This is a genomic window from Halomonas sp. AOP12-B1-6 (assembly GCF_052379225.1).
Classification (GTDB): Bacteria; Pseudomonadota; Gammaproteobacteria; order Pseudomonadales; family Halomonadaceae; genus Vreelandella; species Vreelandella casei.
In genome coordinates this window covers 1,017,760-1,033,963 of sequence record NZ_JBQSYK010000001.1, presented here as the reverse complement: position 1 = coordinate 1,033,963, position 16,204 = coordinate 1,017,760, and the positions used below count along the sequence as shown (strand labels likewise).

The window sequence follows — 16,204 nt, the reverse complement described above, 5'->3', positions numbered from 1 at the left end:
TCTCTAGTAAAGCGGCTAAGCTATTAGTGATTGTTATGGTATATCATTTCTTGTTGCTGCGGCAATATTAGTCTCAATACAAAAAATTATAGGGCAGTGCCAAATGGACCGTAAGAAGACATAAAAAAAGCGCTGAAAAATCAGCGCTTAATCGTTATTAGTCGGCTGTTTGCCGTCTATCTATAGGCAGTTATTTTGTGGCGGTAGCGAAACCTTCGTCACCCGTACCAAATTTCTCTGCTGGCTCATCAACCGCAAACGTGGTGCGGCTTAAGCGACGAACACGTTTCATAAATAGCGCAATGCAGAGCAATGTTCCTAACGCCGCCACAAAGTAGCTGGTATTTAGCGGCAGGCCAAAGCCAATCGGCGCGTAGGCTAGGTAGGTGAAGGTCGCCATGGTCATAAAGGTGGCTGGAATCGACGTGATCAAATGGGGCTTACGCGACAGCACTAAGTACATGGTGCCTACCCACAGGGCAATAACCGCGGTGGTTTGGTTCGCCCAGGAGAAGTAGCGCCATAGCAGCGTGAAGTCCATATGCGTTAGTGCATAGGAGACAACAAACAGCGGTAGAGCCACCAGAATGCGCTTAATCATCGGCTTTTGATCGACTTTAACGTAGTCGGCGATAATCATCCGCGCGCTGCGGAAAGCGGTGTCACCAGAGGTGATCGGCAGCACGATAACGCCGAGTATGGCCAGCGTACCGCCTACAGCGCCGAGCATGGTGGTAGAAACTTCGCTAACGACAGCGGCAGGGCCACCGGCGGCAAGTACGTCGGACAGCGTTTGGTCGCCGTAGAACAGGCTCATAGCGGCGGCGGCCCAAATCATCGCGATCACGCCTTCAGTGATCATCATGCCGTAGAAAATTTTGCGTCCATTCGTTTCGTTTTGCGTGGTGCGCGAAATGATCGGTGTTTGAGTAGCATGAAAGCCGGAAAGTGCACCACAGGAGATCGTTAAAAACAGCAGCGGGAAGATAGGAGCTGCTTCAGGATGCATGTTCTCGAAAGATAGCTCAGGAATGGGCGCGCCGGTGACAATCAAGCCAATGCCGATACCGGCCGCACTGAACAGCAGTAGCGCACCAAAGTAAGGATAAATACGGCCGATGACTTTATCGATCGGCAGCAGTGTCGCGATTAAGTAGTAAATAAAGATGGCGACGATAATCAGCGTCATCGACAGTGAGGTCATATTCGCCAGCAGCGCAGCGGGAGAGGTGACAAAGACCGTGCCGACCAGCAGCAGTAGCAAAATGGCAAAAGCATTAACGACGTGCTTCATCGCTTTGCCGAGAAATTTGCCCGCTAGCTGTGGTAAATGAGCACCGTGGTTACGAATTGAGATCATGCCGGTTAGATAATCGTGCACGGCACCGGCAAAGATGCAGCCGACCACAATCCATACAAAGGCAACCGGGCCGTAAAGCGCGCCAAGAATCGGTCCAAAAATCGGCCCTACGCCGGCAATGTTTAATAGCTGAATGAGTGAGTTACGCGTGGTATTCATCGGCACGTAGTCGATGTCATCGCGCATGGTGAAGGCTGGTGTGCGTCGTTTGCGGTCGGTCACGAACACGCGCTCAACGAACTTCCCGTAGGTAAAGTAGCCTGCAATTAGCAGCAGGATCGATACAATAAAGGTGATCATCTAAGGTACCTAGAGCAGTTAGAGGGATTAGCCGGAGTCGGCAAGACGCTTACTAGCACGCTGGCACACCAGCAGGTGCGTTTAAACCGGGATGAATGTACAGATAAGGCCCGTAGATCACAGCTAGACTTTAGTTGGTGATTTTCGATAAACCGTCAATAAAACGGGCAGCCAGTGGCTGCCCGTTTTTGATGCCGAAGTGAACGCTTGTCTTAAGACTCAACGACACCGCAGGCCATGCGAGCGCCGCCACCACCCAGGTGGGGCTCATCCTTATAGGTATCGCCGCCTGCGTGGATCATTATGCTACGGCCCGGCATATCTTCCATGCTCAGGCGTGGTGCCAGCACGGGGAGGTTGGCTTCGCCGTCCTCATTGACCGTTAGCACCGGTAGATCACCCAAATGGCCTTCGCCGTAGGGGCCTAGGTGAGTATCCGTTTCTTCCGGATCATAGTGGCCGCCGGCGGCTTGCGCTGCGGTCATTTCGCCGTCGTCATTCTCGGCAGGATCGCAGCTGGCGTTCTGGTGAACGTGGAAACCGTAAACACCGGGCTCCATATCCGTGAGTGACGGGGTTAGCAATAAACCGTGCTCGGTGCTTTCGAGTGAAACGGTGCCAATCGACTCTTCAACACCGTCAACGCTGACTTTATGCATCTCAACGTCAAGCGTTTCGTTAGCCTGCGCCGCTGTACTTGCGAGCAGTAATGAGGCGGCAATGCCGGTAAGCGAAGCTATATAGCGCATAGTAATTTCTCCTTCCTAATCCATGGAAACGCTGTGACAGCGTTGCCCATTTAAGGTAGCTGCCACACCACCACTATGCCAACGAACGATGTAAAGCGCTACTCAGGGCCGTTACCTGATGTCTGCCAGGCGATGGCTCAGCCTGTGCTCAGCTAGCCAGCCATGCCACAGAAGAGCGTCTCATCAGGGACTCTTTATTGATCATTTATGTAGTCATATAACATAACGATAAATAGCTAAAAGGTTTATCGTATCGAGCGGATGACATCTCGCTGCCAAGCCGCGACAATGGCGTCCTATTTTTATAAGCAGTTTTTATAAACAGTTTGTGTAAATAGTTTGTGTAAATAGTTCTTAGATAACCGTTCTAGACCGTTTTTGTCGCTAGCTTTTACCGGGGAGCGTTATGACGCCACTCACTATCCTCTATCAGGATGAGTATCTCGTTGCGGTGCATAAGCCATCGGGGCTTTTAGTGCATCGCTCGGCGCTAGCGCGTGGCGAAACAGAGTTCCTGCTTCAGCGGTTGCGCGACCAGCTTGGCAAGCGGGTGTATCCCGTTCATCGGTTGGATCGGCCTACCTCAGGCGTCATCGTATTTGCGCTTTCATCAGCAGTGGCGGGGCTGCTCAGCGAGGCCTTTAGCGAGCGCCAAGTCGAGAAACGCTACCTCGCCGTGGTACGTGGCAATGCCCCTGAAAGCGAGCGTTTAGACTATCCACTGCGTGAAGAGGACGGCACGCGGCCTAAGGCGGAAATGCCCGCAATGCCCGCGATGACTGATATTCGCCGCCTGGATAGTGTCGAACTGCCTGTTCAGGTCGACCGCTATTCGGTGGCGCGTTACTCGCTGGTGGAGGCGAGGCCGCTGACCGGACGTCGCCATCAGATTCGCCGCCATCTTTCTCGGCGAGGCTATCCCATTATTGGCGATGCCAAACATGGCAAAAGTGTCCACAATCGTTTTTTTGCCGAGCAGCTGGGCGCACCACGTTTACTGCTAGCCGCCACTTATTTAGCCTTCGATCATCCGATGTTGGATAAACGCGTACAGTTAAGTTGCGCCGTGGACGACACCATGGTCGCGCTGTTTAATCATCTTGGCTGGGCCGGACACTTACCGCTGGATAGTGTGCGTACGCCACCTCACACACCGCTTTCCGCCCTCCAAGCGCTATGAGTGATCCCGCTATGTTCTCCGCGATTTCAGCTACCAACCTGCCAGCCTCTGCCGATTACGACGCTCGCTTTGGCGGGATTCGTCGTCTTTACGGCCAGCGCGCTGTTGACGTGTTTCGTCATGCTCACGTGGTGGTGGTGGGTGTCGGCGGGGTGGGCAGCTGGGCCGTTGAGGCGCTGGCGCGCTCCGGGATTGGCAAGCTTACGTTGATCGACCTAGACGATGTGTGTGTTTCCAACGTTAACCGCCAACTCCACGCGCTGGATGGCACCATTGGCCAACCCAAGGTAGACGTGCTGGCAAGCCGGTGCCGTCTGATTGCGCCTGAGATCGAGATCGTTGCCGACAGCGCTTTTGTAACGCCCACCAATCTCGCCGAGCGTATCCCGGATGACGCCGACCATGTGGTAGATGCCATCGACAGCGTGATCGCCAAGGCCGCGCTCATCGCCTGGTGCAAGCGCCGCAAGATTCCGATTACCGTGACCGGCGCCGCCGGCGGGCAAACCGACCCAACGCGCATTCAGGTCGCTGACCTTACCCGCACCGAGCACGACCCGCTGTTATCTAAAGTGCGTTCACGACTGCGCCGTGACTACGGTTTCTCCCGCAATCCCAAGCGGCGCTTCTCGGTAGAGTGTGTCTACTCCGACGAGCAATTGGTGTATCCCAGCGGTGACGGTGAGGTATGCCTGCAAAAGCCCGGCAGTGGTGAAGCGACGCGATTAGATTGCGCGTCAGGCTTTGGCGCCGCCACCTTTTTGACCGGCACCTTTGGCTTTGTCGCCGCCTCAAAAGTGCTCGAACGCCTCGCTAAAAAAGCCCATGCCGCCCATAAGGAATTACCATGACCGCTCCCGTTCCCGGCATCTATCGCCATTACAAAGGCAGCCTTTACGAAGTCATCGGCACCGGCCAGCATAGCGAAAGCGAAGAGTGGCAGGTGGTTTACCGCGCCCTTTACGGCGACTACGGCCTGTGGGTGCGCCCGCTTGAGATGTTCACTGAAACCGTCACTAAAGAAGGCCGCACGCAGCCACGCTTCGCGCTGGAAAAAGCGTTTTAGTCTGCGTGAGTTCAATTCTCTAAGTCCGCTATTTTGTCGCCGCCACCTGACGTCAGGTAGGCGGCATTTTTATACGTGCTATTGCTTATATTCCATAATTAGATATGTTTATAACGAATATTTTTGCGCGGACGCTAGGTTTCACCGCGCAGTGGTACACGCATTTAGGAGGCAAGCATGAAGACCTTTGCACTTTCTCAAAGCACAGGTGCAGGCACACCCGATGTGGCGGGGTTTTTTGATTCCCGTACTTTTAGCGTTCAATACATCGTGAGCGATCCGGCCACCCGGCAGTGCGCGATTATTGACCCGGTGTTGGATTTTGATGAGAAATCTGGCGCGACAGCGACTTTCTGTGCTGACGCGTTATTAGCCTATATAGAAGAGCAGCAGCTCACGGTCACATGGATTTTAGATACTCACCCTCACGCCGACCACTTTTCTGCCGCGCAGTATTTAAGACACAAAACCGGCGCGCCGACGGCCATTGGTCAGCACATTACCAGCGTGCAGGCGTTGTGGAAGGACATCTATCACTGGCCTGAAATGCCTACCGATGGCCGCCAGTGGGACACGCTGTTTGCCGCAGGCGACACGTTTCACATTGGCGAGCTAAGCGCCCAAGTACTGCATTCTCCGGGCCATACGCTGGCATCGATTACTTACGTGATTGGCGACACTGCGTTTGTTCACGACACCCTGTTTCAGCCTGATTTCGGTACCGCGCGGGCTGACTTTCCTGGCGGCGATGCAAAGTCGTTGTGGGACTCTATCCAGCAAATTCTTGCACTGCCCAGTAAAACGCGCCTTTTCACCGGCCACGATTATATGCCGGGCGAGCGCGACCCTGAATGGGAAAGCAGTGTCGCGGAGCAGCGCGCTCATAACCCACACGTAGTGGGCAAAAGCGCCGACGACTACATTGCTCTGCGTCATAAGCGCGATAGTGAACTGCCAATGCCCAAGCTTATTCTTCACGCGCTGCAGGTGAATACGCTGGGTGGCCGTTTGCCGGAGCCTGAGGCCAACGGCAAGCGCTATCTTAAAATCCCCTTGGATGCCCTAGATGGCGTGAATTGGGGCTAGCGTCAGCGCAACTGCATGGGTACTTATTATTTTTAGGGTCGTGTCTTTCGTTGGTGAAAGCGTCTTGAACCCGGTAGCGTGTTACCCCAAGACGTCACCCCACTTTAGGAAGATGCATGACTTCAACTTCTCCGCAACAAACGCTGAAAGCCGTATTTGGGTTTGACGACTTTCGGGGCGGCCAGCAGGCGGTGGTGTCACGCGTACTGGAGGGGCACTCTACCGCGGCGATTTTCGCCACCGGTGCGGGCAAGTCGCTTTGCTATCAGCTGCCGGCGCTGCACTTGCCGCACTTAACCCTGGTGGTATCGCCGCTGCTGGCGCTCATGCAGGATCAGCTGGCGTTTCTAACGCGCCACGGCGTGGCAGCGGCCAGCATTGATTCCACTCAAGACCGCGAGACTGCGCGCGATATAATGGAGCGCGCTAAATGCGGTGAGTTAAAAATCCTCATGATCTCGGTAGAGCGGCTTAAAAATGAGCGCTTTCGGCACTTTTTGCGCCAGGTTCAGATCTCGCTGTTAGTGGTTGATGAAGCCCACTGCCTGTCTGAGTGGGGGCATAATTTTCGGCCGGACTACCTTAAGCTGCCGGATTATCAGCGCGACTTTGCTATTCCCCAGGTGCTGCTGCTGACCGCTACCGCAACACCTGTGGTGATTGCCGATATGCGCGATAAGTTCGCCATCGCGCCAGACAACGTCATTACTACCGGCTTTTATCGCCCTAATCTTGAGCTTCTGGTAGCGCCCGCCCTGCAAGACCGCGAGCAGCAGTTGATTAGCTGGCTGAAGCCACAGATGCAGCCGGGCAGCGAGGCGCCGACGATCATTTACGTCACTCTTCAACAGACTGCCGAGCGCGTGGCGAAAGCGCTGGCGGCCCAGGGCATCGCGGCGCAGGCCTATCATGCGGGGCTGGATTCACAGCGTCGCGATGAGATTCAGCGCCAGTTTATGGGCGGCGAATCGCCCTGTATCGTCGCCACGATTGCTTTTGGTATGGGGATCGATAAGGGCAATATTCGCAACGTGGTGCACTTTGACTTACCCAAATCGATTGAAAATTATAGCCAAGAAATTGGCCGGGCTGGCCGCGACGGCCAGCCCTCCACCTGCCTGACCATGGCCGGGCGCGATGGCCTGCAGGTACTAGAAAACTTCGTTTACGGTGATACCCCTGAATATGCCGGTATCTACCGTTTGCTGGAAGAGATTGTGGCGGCTGGAAGCTCGCCAGACCGTCAGTGGGAAGTGCTGCTTAATACGCTTTCTCGTGATGCCAATATCCGCTTATTACCGCTGAAAACGCTGCTGGTGCGGCTAGAAATGCACGGCATTATTGCGCCGCGCTTTGCCTTCTTAGCTGACTATCGGCTTCGCTACCACAGTGAGCCGGGTGCTCTGGCTAGCCGTTTTGAAGGCGAACGCGCGGCTTTTGTGCGGCTTATCATCGACAATGTTCCTGTGGCGCGGACATGGGGCACGGTCGATTTTGAACGCCTGCACAGCGCAGGGCAGGCGCAGCAGATTGACGCCTCGCGCGCCCGGGTCATTACGGCCCTTGAGTACTTCCAGGACAAAGGTTGGCTGTCGCTGGAAGGCAAGCGAATGACCGACGTGTATGAGATTTGCCAGCCAGAGATCGCGATTGAAGCATTGGCCCGCCAGCTGTATGACGAATGCCTAACGCGAGAACGCACGGAGATTGAGCGGCTGCATTCAATGCTGGCGCTATTTGAATCGCAAAGCTGCTTAACCCGGCGGCTGGCGCAGCATTTTGGAGATAGCACCTTTGGCGATAGCTCTCTTGAAGACAGCACCTTTACTGGGCAGGATCGCTGCGGGCACTGTTCGGTGTGCTACGGCAACCCTGTGCGCCTACCGGACTCATCGCCGCAGCCGGCGCTGTCGGATAACGACTTCACACGCTACGCCGTGCCCTTCATTGAGCGACACGCCGAACAGTTCGGCCAACCGCCAAATGCACAGCGGCTGGCGCATTTTTTGTGCGGGCTAACCATGCCGATTTTTACACCGCTCAAAGCACGAAGTCTTAACGGCTTCGCGGTCTTTGAGCAGCGTGGTTATCCTGATGTGCGTCAGTGGGCAGAGCAGAGGCTGGGCGGGCGGCTAGGGCATGGCCTCTAGGGCAAGACGGCCGAGCTTAGCTTTAAGCGCAGCAATTCAGCGGCACTTTTACCCGCCACTGCACCCAGCACCACCGCACTAAGCAGCCCATTGCCGGAAAGGTAGCCGCTGTCGTTTGAACCTGAAACACCGCGAGCGGCACCGCCGGCGGCGAATAGGTTGGGAAGCGCTTGGCCTTGGGTATTGAGCACCCGTGCGGTGGAATTGACTTCTAACCCCCCTTGAGTATGAAACAGCGCCCCGGTGACGCGGATGGCGTAGTAGGGTGGCTTGAGCAAGTGGGTAGGCTCAAAGCGGCGGCCAAACCTATCAGAGCTTTGCTGTTTCGCCAGTTGGTGCATGTCAGCAAACGTCGCTTGGAGCGCATTGAGGGGCAGCTTGAGATCTTCTGCTAGCTCTTCCAGGCTTGCAAAGCGTCTGACCGCGCCGCTTTCAAGCGCGTTGCGATAGTCCTCGAAGGCCTGGGCAGATTCGTCAATGCGCGCATCAAACAGGTTCCAGGCTATTTTCTCGGGCTGCGCCAAGACCTTGGCGGCCTGTTCGGAGTAGCCGCCGTGCTCATTGGAGAAGCGCTCTCCGTTTATATTAACCTGGATACCACCCTGCATCATGAGTGCCCAGCTAATCAAAATCTGATGGGGCGTTGCCAGCGATCCATGCCCTTGGCAAGCGCCTAGGTCTTTGGTGCTGGCGCTCATCGCCTGGCCCCACAGCAGTGCATCGCCCTGGTTGCCTTCATGGCCGTAGTAAAGTGCATTCTTGAGCGTCGGGAGGTAGCGCTCCACGAGCTCCACATTCCCACCATAGCCATTGCAGGCCAAAATTAACGCGTCGCAGCCGATGCTTTCACGACTGCCGTCCGGGCGTTCTAACGTTATGCCGCGCACCCGTTGAGTGCTATCAACGTGCAGATCGACCACGCGTGCCTGGGTAACAATATCAATGCCCGCCGCCTCGCTGGCGTTGAGCAGCGCGCCCATCAGCTCTTCGCCTGTGCGCCGTGGCGTGGCGTGCATGCGCAGCTGGCTATGGCCTGGGTAGAGAAAACCGTCCACCAGCTCGAACGGTATATGGTGCTGGTCGGCGAGCCACTCGATGGTGGGGCCGGATTGGTGGGCGAGCAGCTCGACAATGGCAGGGTCTGCTTCGAAGCCATTCTTCTTCTGAATATCCTCCGCCATCACGTCGGGCGAGTCACTTACCCCGAGTGCGTGCTGAAAGTGCGTATCAGCAGCGGGAATAAAGCCTGATGACATCGCGGTGCTGCCACGTGGGAGCGGGTCGCGCTCCAATACCATCAGCTCCACGCCCGCCTCTTGCGCCGCCAGCGCTGCGACTAGGCCGCAGGCGCCTGCGCCAATAATGACCAGCGGCAGGTGGGCGTCAAACGTATCGTGGGCGTAAGGAAGGATCGCCATCAGCGGGTTGCTCCCTTTGCGTGGCATTGAGCGGCGTTAAACGCATCGAGAATGTCGCCCGCCGGTGCTTGCCACACCGCTGAATGCCCGCTGATATGGGCCAGCACTTCTTCTAAACAGGCAATGCGGTGGGGTTGGCCAACAAGCCAAGGATGAAGATTGAGGGCAAATAAGCGCCCACCCTGCTGCTGAGATTCTTCCAGCAGAAAGTCAAACGCATCTTTGACCTGCGTCACCCAGGCATCTTCTGAGTGCAGGTTCTGGCTCATCACAAACTGGTCTTCGATTTCGGTGGCCAGCGGCATCATGGTCACGCTGCCCGCGCTGTTATGGCCAGGCTGTTGGTGACAAACATAGGGCATATCGTCGTTGACCCAGTCGGCGCAGTACTCAATGCCGTTTTCGGCCAGCAGGTCGAGCGTGTTGAAGCTCTGGTGCTTGGCAGGGCTCAGCCAGCCGCGTACAGGTTGGCCGGTCACACGCTGCAGCGTCTCAACCGAGCGCTTGACCAGCTCGGCCTCTTCTTCAATCGGTAAGCCGCCGTAGTGCAGATGATCCATGTTCCAGCCGTGGGCAATAAATTCACCGCCGTGCTCTTTTAGACGCTGCACTAAATAGGGCGTCTGCTCGGCCAACTGCGCATTCATCGCAAAAGTCGGTGTGATGTTGTGCGCTGCCAGCGCCTTGAGAACGCGATAGATCCCCACGCGGTTGCCGTAATCGCGCAGTGAAAAATGGCGTAGGTCCGGGTAGGGCATGGTCATGCCGTTGGGGACTTTGAACGGTTTGCCGCGCTGATTTAACGGGTAGAACTGCAGTGAAATGTTGATCCACACCGCAAGGGTTTTGCCCTCGGGCCAAGTGACCGGCGCGCGGTCGCTCAGCATCGACCACGCATAGTGCTCGTGGTCGTAGCCGTGGCGGCGCAGAGGGTAGTCGAGATAGTCGTTGTTAAGCGCCATAGCGTTACCCCTGTTTGCGTGCGGTGGCGGCCTGGGCCTTCATGCTGTCGAGGGCGGCGTCGTAATAATTGGCTAGATAGTAATCGGCAATCTCGCGCCCGGTGGCAACCCACACATCCGGGTGGCCGGTGATGTATTCAAGCGCCTCTTCAAACGCCTTGATTCGGTGCGGGCAGCTCACTTGGTAGTTGTGGGTGGGAATGCACATCACCGTGCCGGACTCCGCGCCCTCGGCGTACAAGCGATCAAAGTGGCGCTTGAGCATGGTGGCATACTGGCGCGGCTCTACTTTATTCACCGCATAGACGATGGTGTCGTTCATCTCCAGCGAGTAGGGCATGGAGATAAACCGCTTGCCGGAGCGAACGCTGACCGGCGTCGGCTGGTCGTCGTGAAACAAGTCGCAGGTGTAAATCCCACCTTTGTCGCCGAAGAGCTCTTCGCCCACTTCGGCAAACAGGTCCAGGGTGCGTTCCGAGTGGGAGAGTGCCGGTGCCAGATACCCTGCGCAGGCCTGGCCGGTATGGCGATGAATCGTTTCCATACTGTCGCGGATCATTGCCCGCTCTTGGTCTTCGCTGAGGCCGTAGGTGTAGCGGGTGTTGTAAATGCCGTGGCTGAAGAACTCCCAGTCACGCTCTTTGCACATCTGGATAATTTCAGGATGGTGCTCACATAGCGCCACGGAAAGTGACACCGAGCCGCGAATGCCGTATTTCTCAAGCAGCGCCATTTGGCGCTGATGGCCCACCCGGTTGCCGTAATCGCGAATGCTGTAGCCAGGCACCGATGGATGCGGGTGCGGCCAAGGATTACGCTGCGGATTCAGTGGCGGATCAAGCTCGTAATATTCAATATTAGGGGCTACCCAGAAGGCCACCTTGGCGCCTCCCGGCCACTCGATTTTGGGTCGCTGGTCGTAGGCCCAGTAATCGTAAACGCCTAATGACTCTTTCATAACCGGCTCCTCTTATTGCTCATTACCTTCCAGCCACGCTAATACCTCAGCGACGGGCAGTACGTCGGCATATTTAAGGTGCAGGTCGGTCAGGTTGGCGTAGTGGTAGCTTTCGTGTTTATCGGATACGCACTCCATTGGCACGATGGTGCGATAGCCCCGCGATAAGCTTTCCACCGCTGTGGCACGAATACAGCCAGAGGTGGATCCGCCGGTGATAATCACGGTATCAACTTGATGCCACACTAGCAGTGACTGCAGCGGCGTTTCGAAAAAGGCCGACGGCATGCGTTTGGTGTAGATCACGTCGCGGCTGCGGTCGATCTCGCAGCGCTCGTCAAACTCGGCGCGCTCAGAATCGTATTTGATATTCTGCAGCGAATCCGGCGTGTCGGTACGTGTGCCCCACACGCCCGCATCGTCAGCAGAATCCAAAAACGCGACGTGGGTCCAGACCACCGGCCAACCCCTTGCCCGGAAGCCGTTGGCAAGCTGGTTAGTGTATTCCAGCTGCTTGGGGTCGGTTTCGTAAGCGGTTTTGAACAGGTCCGTGCGTGTGTAGGCTTTTTGCGGATCGACGTTCACCAGTACCGCTTTGTTACCAAAGCCAAACGGTACTCGCTGTGGGTTGGCCATGACGTCGTTAAAAATTTCTTTCGCCGTTTTGTCGGTGGTCTGCATCGTCGTTTCCTGTTAATTATTAGCGTTTAGCGATTATCGTATTGCTGGCCAAGTTCGAGCATCGCCTCGGTGCCTAAATAATCGTTAAGCTGTTTGAAATCCAGCATTTGGTCGCGAAAGGCGTCGGTAGTGCCATCCTGCTTAAGCGTGGCGAAGAAGCGGCTAGCCATGTGTGTAATTGCCCGGACTAATGCGCCAGGGAAAATCACCAGCGAAAAGCCGAGTGCTTCGAGTGCCTGGGCGTTCTGCAGCGGCGTATCCCCGCCTTCCACCATATTGGCCATAATCGGCACTTTGCCTTTGAACCGCGCCATGATCTTGCTGATGTCTTCATCGCTGCGGATGCCTTCGATAAATAGCATATCGACGCCCGCTTCATAATAGGCCTGAGCGCGCTCAATGGCGCTGTCGGTACCCTCTACGCCCAGCGCATCGGTACGCCCGATGATCAGCGTTTTATCGCTTTCACGGGCATCTAGCGCTGCATGCAATTTGCCGACCATTTCGCTTTTGGAGACCAGCGTTTTACCGCGCAAGTGGCCACAGCGTTTCGGGTACGTTTGATCCTCAAGCTGAATGGCATTGGCGCCCGAGCGCTCCAACAAGCGCACGCTGCGCATCACATTCATAGCGTTGCCAAAGCCGGTATCACAATCGACCACTACCGAAAGATTGGTCCGTTCGCGGATATGCGACATCGCCGCGCAAATTTCGGTAATGCTGAGCAGGCCAATATCCGGGCGTCCCAGCTGGGTATAGGCCAGGCTGGCGCCAGAGAGATAAACGCTCTCGAAGCCTGCCTGCTCGGCGAGAGACGCGCCGAGCGCATCAAACACGCCAGGGGCGACCACAATCGGGGTATCTTGCAGCTGCTGTTTAAGCTTAGCTGGTTGGCGTGAAGCTTGTTGTGGAGCCTGACTTGAAGAGCTGGGTTGGCGTGTCATAGCGGTCTCGTGGTTGTTGGATAAGCGTCAGCTCGGCCTATTTAAGATCACATGGCTAGCGATACTTACGGTCGCAGATTCTGTAATAATAGCGTTCAAACGACCGAAAAGGTGTTACTGATCATCTTTTGATATGTATTATATGTAATACACTTTTATGTCTATTATTATCCCTGCGTCAAGCCTAATATGATTTTTTTGAACAATATACTGAGGAGAGGCGTGGATGAGTGAGACACAACCCTCTGCGGTGGGCGGCACTAAATCACACCGAATTTACTTGCTGTTGAAAGACACAATTTTGAGCGGTCGGCTGTCAGCGGGCAGTAAGTTGCCGGGTGAAAACAAGCTGGCCGAGCAGCATGGCGTTTCGCGGGTAACCGTGCGGCGAGCGATGGAGGCGCTGCAGGCGATGGGATTAGTCGAGCGTAAGGCAGGGGTGGGTACGGTGGTGTTGGAGCAGCCGCTGGATGCCACGGTGATGACCGCCAGCGTGTCTAACCTGATGCCCAACATGGTCAAGATGAGCCAGGCCTCCCAAGTGCGGCTGCTGGAGTTTGCCTATGTGCTGCCGCCTGAGGCGGTGCGTGAACGCCTGGGTATGGCGCAGAGCGGCAAAGTACAGCGCTCGGTACGTGTACGCATGGTTGACGGCAAGCCGTTTTCGCACCTGGTGACCCATGTGCCAGAAGCTATTGCCCTGCACTACAACGAAATGGACTTAGCCCATACGCCGCTGTTTGTGCTGTTAGAGCGCAGCGGTGTGAAGGTTGATCACGCTTCCCAGTCTATTTCCGCGACGCTGGCCAGCCACGAAGTCGCAGAGGCGCTGGACGTAGCCGTGGGCTCGCCGCTGATCGCGCTCACCCGCGTGGTTTACGATGAGCAGGGGCAGGGTGTGGAGCACTTGGATGCGCTGTATCGTCCAGATCGCTATCGCTTCCAGATTGATCTAGAGCGTAACGGTGACGATAACTCTCGCTACTGGGAGCCAAAGGTGGGTGGGATGCCAACGGGCGGAAAAGATGAGTAAAGAAGCGGTTTAATTTTAATGTATTAAAATTAATACAGATTTAAAATTGTAAAAAATACATTTGACCAGTGTTATTGAATTGCGCTAGTTGTATTGGGGTGGTTAAGATAAGTCCAACGAAGGCCGAGGCAACGAGCGACGATAATGAGTACCCCAACAACGCTGTTTGACAAAGTTTGGCGCGCCCACGAGGTGCACTGCAGTGAAAGCGGTCAAAGCCTGCTGTGGATCGACCGCCACTTTGTTCATGAGGGCTCCTTTCACGCCTTCAATAAGCTCGCTGAGCGCCAGCTACCCGTTGCGCGGCCCGATTTAACCTTTGGTATTGCGGATCACTATGTGCCAACGCTGGCTCGCGATCTGGCCGGGGTTGCCGATCCCAAAGTGCGCTCAATGATTGAGCAGCTGTCTCACAATACTCAGCAGCATGGGGTGACGCTGTTCGGCCTGGACGACCCGCGCCAGGGGATTGTGCACGTGCTGGGCCCCGAGCAAGGGCTTACCCAGCCGGGCATGGTGATGGTCTGCGGTGACAGCCACACCGCCACCCATGGCGCCTTTGGCAGCATCGCGTTTGGCATTGGTGCCTCGGAAGTGGCCCATGTACTGGCGACGCAAACCCTGTGGCAAAGTAAGCCCAAGGTGATGCGGATTACCGTTGAAGGTCAATTAGCAGAGGGCATCACCGCCAAAGATATCGCGCTGACCTGGATTGCGCGCCTGGGCGCTGACGGCGCCCGCGGCTATGCCATTGAGTACGCGGGCGAAGCGATCCGCTCGCTTTCAATGGAAGCGCGTCTGACGCTGTGCAACCTTTCCATTGAGGGCGGTGGCCGCTGCGGCATGATTGCTCCGGACCAAACGACATTCGACTATCTGCGCGATCGTCCGTGGAGCCCACAAGGCGACACTTTCGACCAGGCCTGCGCTTATTGGTCAACGCTTTATAGCGACTCAGATGCTCACTTTGATCTTGAAGTAACGCTACACGCCGATGACATCGCACCGACCGTCACCTGGGGCGTTTCGCCCGAAGAGGCGCTGCCAATTGATCACTCGGTGCCGGATCCTGAGCAGCTTAGCGACCCGGCAAAAGCACGCCAAGCTCGCGAAAGCTTAGCCTACATGGGGTTAACGCCAGGGCAAAAGCTGACTGATATCACGATTGACCGAATCTTTATTGGCTCATGCACCAATGCGCGTATTGAAGACCTGCGCGCAGCGGCGGCGGTTCTCGCCGGCCATAAAAGCCTCGTGCCGGGCATGGTGTCGCCGGGCTCAACGCTAGTCAAAATCCAGGCTGAAGCTGAAGGGTTAGACCGAATTTTTATCGATGCAGGGCTTGAGTGGCGCCATTCGGGCTGTTCCATGTGCGTGGGTATGAACGGTGATTTGGTGGCCAGCGGTGAGCGCTGTGCCTCGACGACCAACCGTAACTTTAAAGGTCGCCAGGGGCCTGGCGCGCGCACGCACTTGATGTCGCCTGCGATGGTGGCGGCGGCGGCCGTCAGTGGGCGGCTAGCCGATATACGTGCGCTGCCTGCTGGCACTGGTTCAAACGTTCAGGCTTCAGGAGCGTATTAATGCAACCGATTACCGTATTAGACACCCTTGGTGTTGCCCTGGCTGCCGCTAACGTGGATACCGATCAACTGATTCCTGCGCGCTTTATGAAAGAGCCGCGCAGCGTCGGCTATGGGCAGTTTTTGCTTTATGACATTCGTCACGATGAACGCGATAACCCCGACCCTGAATTTATTTTACATCGCCCTCACGCCGGTGATGCCCAGGTGATGGTGAGCCGCCGTAACTTCGGTGCGGGCTCGTCCCGGGAGGCCGCAGTGTATGCCCTGGTGGATTACGGATTCCGCTGCGTAATAGCGCCGAGCTTTGGCGATATCTTTTCATCCAACGCCGTTAATAATGGCTTGCTGCCCGCCGTTGTGGAAGAAGATGACGCCGAGCGCCTGTTATCAGCGTTGGGCGATACAACAGCCGCCATCAACGTCGACCTGGAGAAACAGATCATCCGCGTTGCCGAGGTAGAGGTTAGTTTTTCAATTAGCCCCGTGTGGCGGATCAAGTTGCTCAATGGGTGGGATGATATTGATATGACCCGCCAGCATGCAGAAGCCATTACGCAATTTTCGAGCGATTACGTTAAGCAGTTTCCGTGGGTAATCGCGACGCCGCCGAGCGCATCACTGATTAGTAAAGGATAGGGTTAGTAAAAGATAGCGGCTCAAGCCGGCATCTTAGCCATCGTTAAATCGGCCATATCTATAAAAACAGCACGCACGCTTGCACCAACGGTTCA

General features: G+C 55.9%; 15 protein-coding genes. 8 read left to right on the top strand and 7 right to left on the bottom strand.

Annotated elements, in window-relative coordinates; translation table 11 throughout:
- Positions 1-190: 190 nt before the first annotated feature.
- Together ACT3TR_RS04615 and sodC are read right to left on the bottom strand one after the other, a co-directional pair.
- A complete protein-coding gene (locus ACT3TR_RS04615) occupies positions 191-1,660 on the bottom strand; it encodes a carbon starvation CstA family protein (RefSeq protein WP_096282125.1) in 1,470 nt (489 codons plus the stop codon).
- Positions 1,661-1,872: 212 nt separating this feature from the next.
- Positions 1,873-2,409 (bottom strand): superoxide dismutase family protein, encoded by a 537-nt coding sequence (gene sodC, locus ACT3TR_RS04610; protein ID WP_096282124.1) that lies wholly within the window; start codon positions 2,407-2,409, stop codon positions 1,873-1,875.
- Between the two features lie 406 nt (positions 2,410-2,815).
- On the opposite strand from sodC, the gene ACT3TR_RS04605 reads away from it, so the two are divergent.
- From ACT3TR_RS04605 to ACT3TR_RS04585, 5 genes are all read left to right on the top strand, one after another.
- Positions 2,816-3,589, top strand: a complete 774-nt coding sequence (locus tag ACT3TR_RS04605) for a pseudouridine synthase (RefSeq protein ID WP_096282123.1) — start codon at positions 2,816-2,818, stop codon at positions 3,587-3,589.
- A gap of 11 nt (positions 3,590-3,600) precedes the next feature.
- Positions 3,601-4,440 (top strand): tRNA cyclic N6-threonylcarbamoyladenosine(37) synthase TcdA, encoded by an 840-nt coding sequence (tcdA, locus tag ACT3TR_RS04600; protein ID WP_096282122.1) that lies wholly within the window; start codon positions 3,601-3,603, stop codon positions 4,438-4,440.
- A complete protein-coding gene (locus ACT3TR_RS04595; protein WP_096282121.1) occupies positions 4,437-4,655 on the top strand; it encodes a DUF1653 domain-containing protein in 219 nt (72 codons plus the stop codon). Before tcdA ends, ACT3TR_RS04595 begins: the two co-directional genes overlap by 4 nt.
- A gap of 177 nt (positions 4,656-4,832) precedes the next feature.
- Positions 4,833-5,741: an MBL fold metallo-hydrolase gene (locus ACT3TR_RS04590; RefSeq protein WP_096282120.1), complete on the top strand. Its 909-nt coding sequence runs from the start codon at positions 4,833-4,835 to the stop codon at positions 5,739-5,741.
- Positions 5,742-5,857: 116 nt separating this feature from the next.
- Positions 5,858-7,891, top strand: coding sequence for a RecQ family ATP-dependent DNA helicase (locus ACT3TR_RS04585; RefSeq protein ID WP_096282119.1), 2,034 nt, complete (start codon positions 5,858-5,860; stop codon positions 7,889-7,891).
- On the opposite strand, the gene ACT3TR_RS04580 is transcribed toward ACT3TR_RS04585, so the two are convergent.
- From ACT3TR_RS04580 to ACT3TR_RS04560, 5 genes are read right to left on the bottom strand one after another with little or no spacing between them, the layout of a single operon-like run.
- Positions 7,888-9,309 (bottom strand): FAD-dependent oxidoreductase, encoded by a 1,422-nt coding sequence (locus tag ACT3TR_RS04580; protein WP_096282118.1) that lies wholly within the window; start codon positions 9,307-9,309, stop codon positions 7,888-7,890. The genes ACT3TR_RS04585 and ACT3TR_RS04580 overlap by 4 nt on opposite strands.
- A complete protein-coding gene (locus ACT3TR_RS04575) occupies positions 9,309-10,271 on the bottom strand; it encodes a polysaccharide deacetylase family protein (RefSeq protein WP_096282117.1) in 963 nt (320 codons plus the stop codon). The genes ACT3TR_RS04580 and ACT3TR_RS04575 overlap by 1 nt, the downstream gene beginning before the upstream one ends.
- Before the next feature lie 4 nt (positions 10,272-10,275).
- Entirely contained in the window at positions 10,276-11,229 is a 954-nt protein-coding gene (locus tag ACT3TR_RS04570; protein ID WP_096282116.1) for a polysaccharide deacetylase family protein, read from the bottom strand.
- Positions 11,230-11,241: 12 nt separating this feature from the next.
- Entirely contained in the window at positions 11,242-11,910 is a 669-nt protein-coding gene (locus tag ACT3TR_RS04565; protein ID WP_096282115.1) for an isochorismatase family protein, read from the bottom strand.
- Between the two features lie 26 nt (positions 11,911-11,936).
- Positions 11,937-12,854: an isocitrate lyase/PEP mutase family protein gene (locus tag ACT3TR_RS04560; protein ID WP_096282114.1), complete on the bottom strand. Its 918-nt coding sequence runs from the start codon at positions 12,852-12,854 to the stop codon at positions 11,937-11,939.
- Positions 12,855-13,080: 226 nt separating this feature from the next.
- Between ACT3TR_RS04560 and ACT3TR_RS04555 the strand changes: the two genes are divergently transcribed.
- The 3 genes from ACT3TR_RS04555 to leuD all read left to right on the top strand — a co-directional run bounded on the left by ACT3TR_RS04555 (position 13,081) and on the right by leuD (position 16,109).
- A complete protein-coding gene (locus ACT3TR_RS04555; protein ID WP_096282113.1) occupies positions 13,081-13,887 on the top strand; it encodes a GntR family transcriptional regulator in 807 nt (268 codons plus the stop codon).
- A 144-nt stretch (positions 13,888-14,031) separates the two neighbouring features.
- Complete coding sequence (gene leuC / locus ACT3TR_RS04550) at positions 14,032-15,471, top strand: 3-isopropylmalate dehydratase large subunit (protein WP_096282112.1); 1,440 nt, start codon at positions 14,032-14,034, stop codon at positions 15,469-15,471.
- The gene (gene leuD / locus ACT3TR_RS04545) at positions 15,471-16,109 is read left to right on the top strand and encodes a 3-isopropylmalate dehydratase small subunit (RefSeq protein ID WP_096282111.1); all 639 of its coding nucleotides are present in this window, start codon (positions 15,471-15,473) and stop codon (positions 16,107-16,109) included. Before leuC ends, leuD begins: the two co-directional genes overlap by 1 nt.
- Positions 16,110-16,204 lie beyond the last annotated feature (95 nt).

Excerpts from the sequence above, each read along its gene's own strand:
- ACT3TR_RS04555 (WP_096282113.1), top strand. The coding sequence starts at position 13,081 with ATGAGTGAGACACAACCCTCTGCGGTGGGCGGCACTAAATCACACCGA.
- leuD (WP_096282111.1), top strand. The coding sequence starts at position 15,471 with ATGCAACCGATTACCGTATTAGACACCCTTGGTGTTGCCCTGGCTGCC.
- ACT3TR_RS04565 (WP_096282115.1), bottom strand. The coding sequence starts at position 11,910 with ATGCAGACCACCGACAAAACGGCGAAAGAAATTTTTAACGACGTCATG.
- ACT3TR_RS04570 (WP_096282116.1), bottom strand. The coding sequence starts at position 11,229 with ATGAAAGAGTCATTAGGCGTTTACGATTACTGGGCCTACGACCAGCGA.
- ACT3TR_RS04575 (WP_096282117.1), bottom strand. The coding sequence starts at position 10,271 with ATGGCGCTTAACAACGACTATCTCGACTACCCTCTGCGCCGCCACGGC.
- tcdA (WP_096282122.1), top strand. The coding sequence starts at position 3,601 with ATGTTCTCCGCGATTTCAGCTACCAACCTGCCAGCCTCTGCCGATTAC.
- ACT3TR_RS04615 (WP_096282125.1), bottom strand. The coding sequence starts at position 1,660 with ATGATCACCTTTATTGTATCGATCCTGCTGCTAATTGCAGGCTACTTT.
- ACT3TR_RS04560 (WP_096282114.1), bottom strand. The coding sequence starts at position 12,854 with ATGACACGCCAACCCAGCTCTTCAAGTCAGGCTCCACAACAAGCTTCA.
- ACT3TR_RS04585 (WP_096282119.1), top strand. The coding sequence starts at position 5,858 with ATGACTTCAACTTCTCCGCAACAAACGCTGAAAGCCGTATTTGGGTTT.
- ACT3TR_RS04580 (WP_096282118.1), bottom strand. The coding sequence starts at position 9,309 with ATGGCGATCCTTCCTTACGCCCACGATACGTTTGACGCCCACCTGCCG.
- leuC (WP_096282112.1), top strand. The coding sequence starts at position 14,032 with ATGAGTACCCCAACAACGCTGTTTGACAAAGTTTGGCGCGCCCACGAG.
- ACT3TR_RS04605 (WP_096282123.1), top strand. The coding sequence starts at position 2,816 with ATGACGCCACTCACTATCCTCTATCAGGATGAGTATCTCGTTGCGGTG.
- ACT3TR_RS04595 (WP_096282121.1), top strand. The coding sequence starts at position 4,437 with ATGACCGCTCCCGTTCCCGGCATCTATCGCCATTACAAAGGCAGCCTT.
- sodC (WP_096282124.1), bottom strand. The coding sequence starts at position 2,409 with ATGCGCTATATAGCTTCGCTTACCGGCATTGCCGCCTCATTACTGCTC.
- ACT3TR_RS04590 (WP_096282120.1), top strand. The coding sequence starts at position 4,833 with ATGAAGACCTTTGCACTTTCTCAAAGCACAGGTGCAGGCACACCCGAT.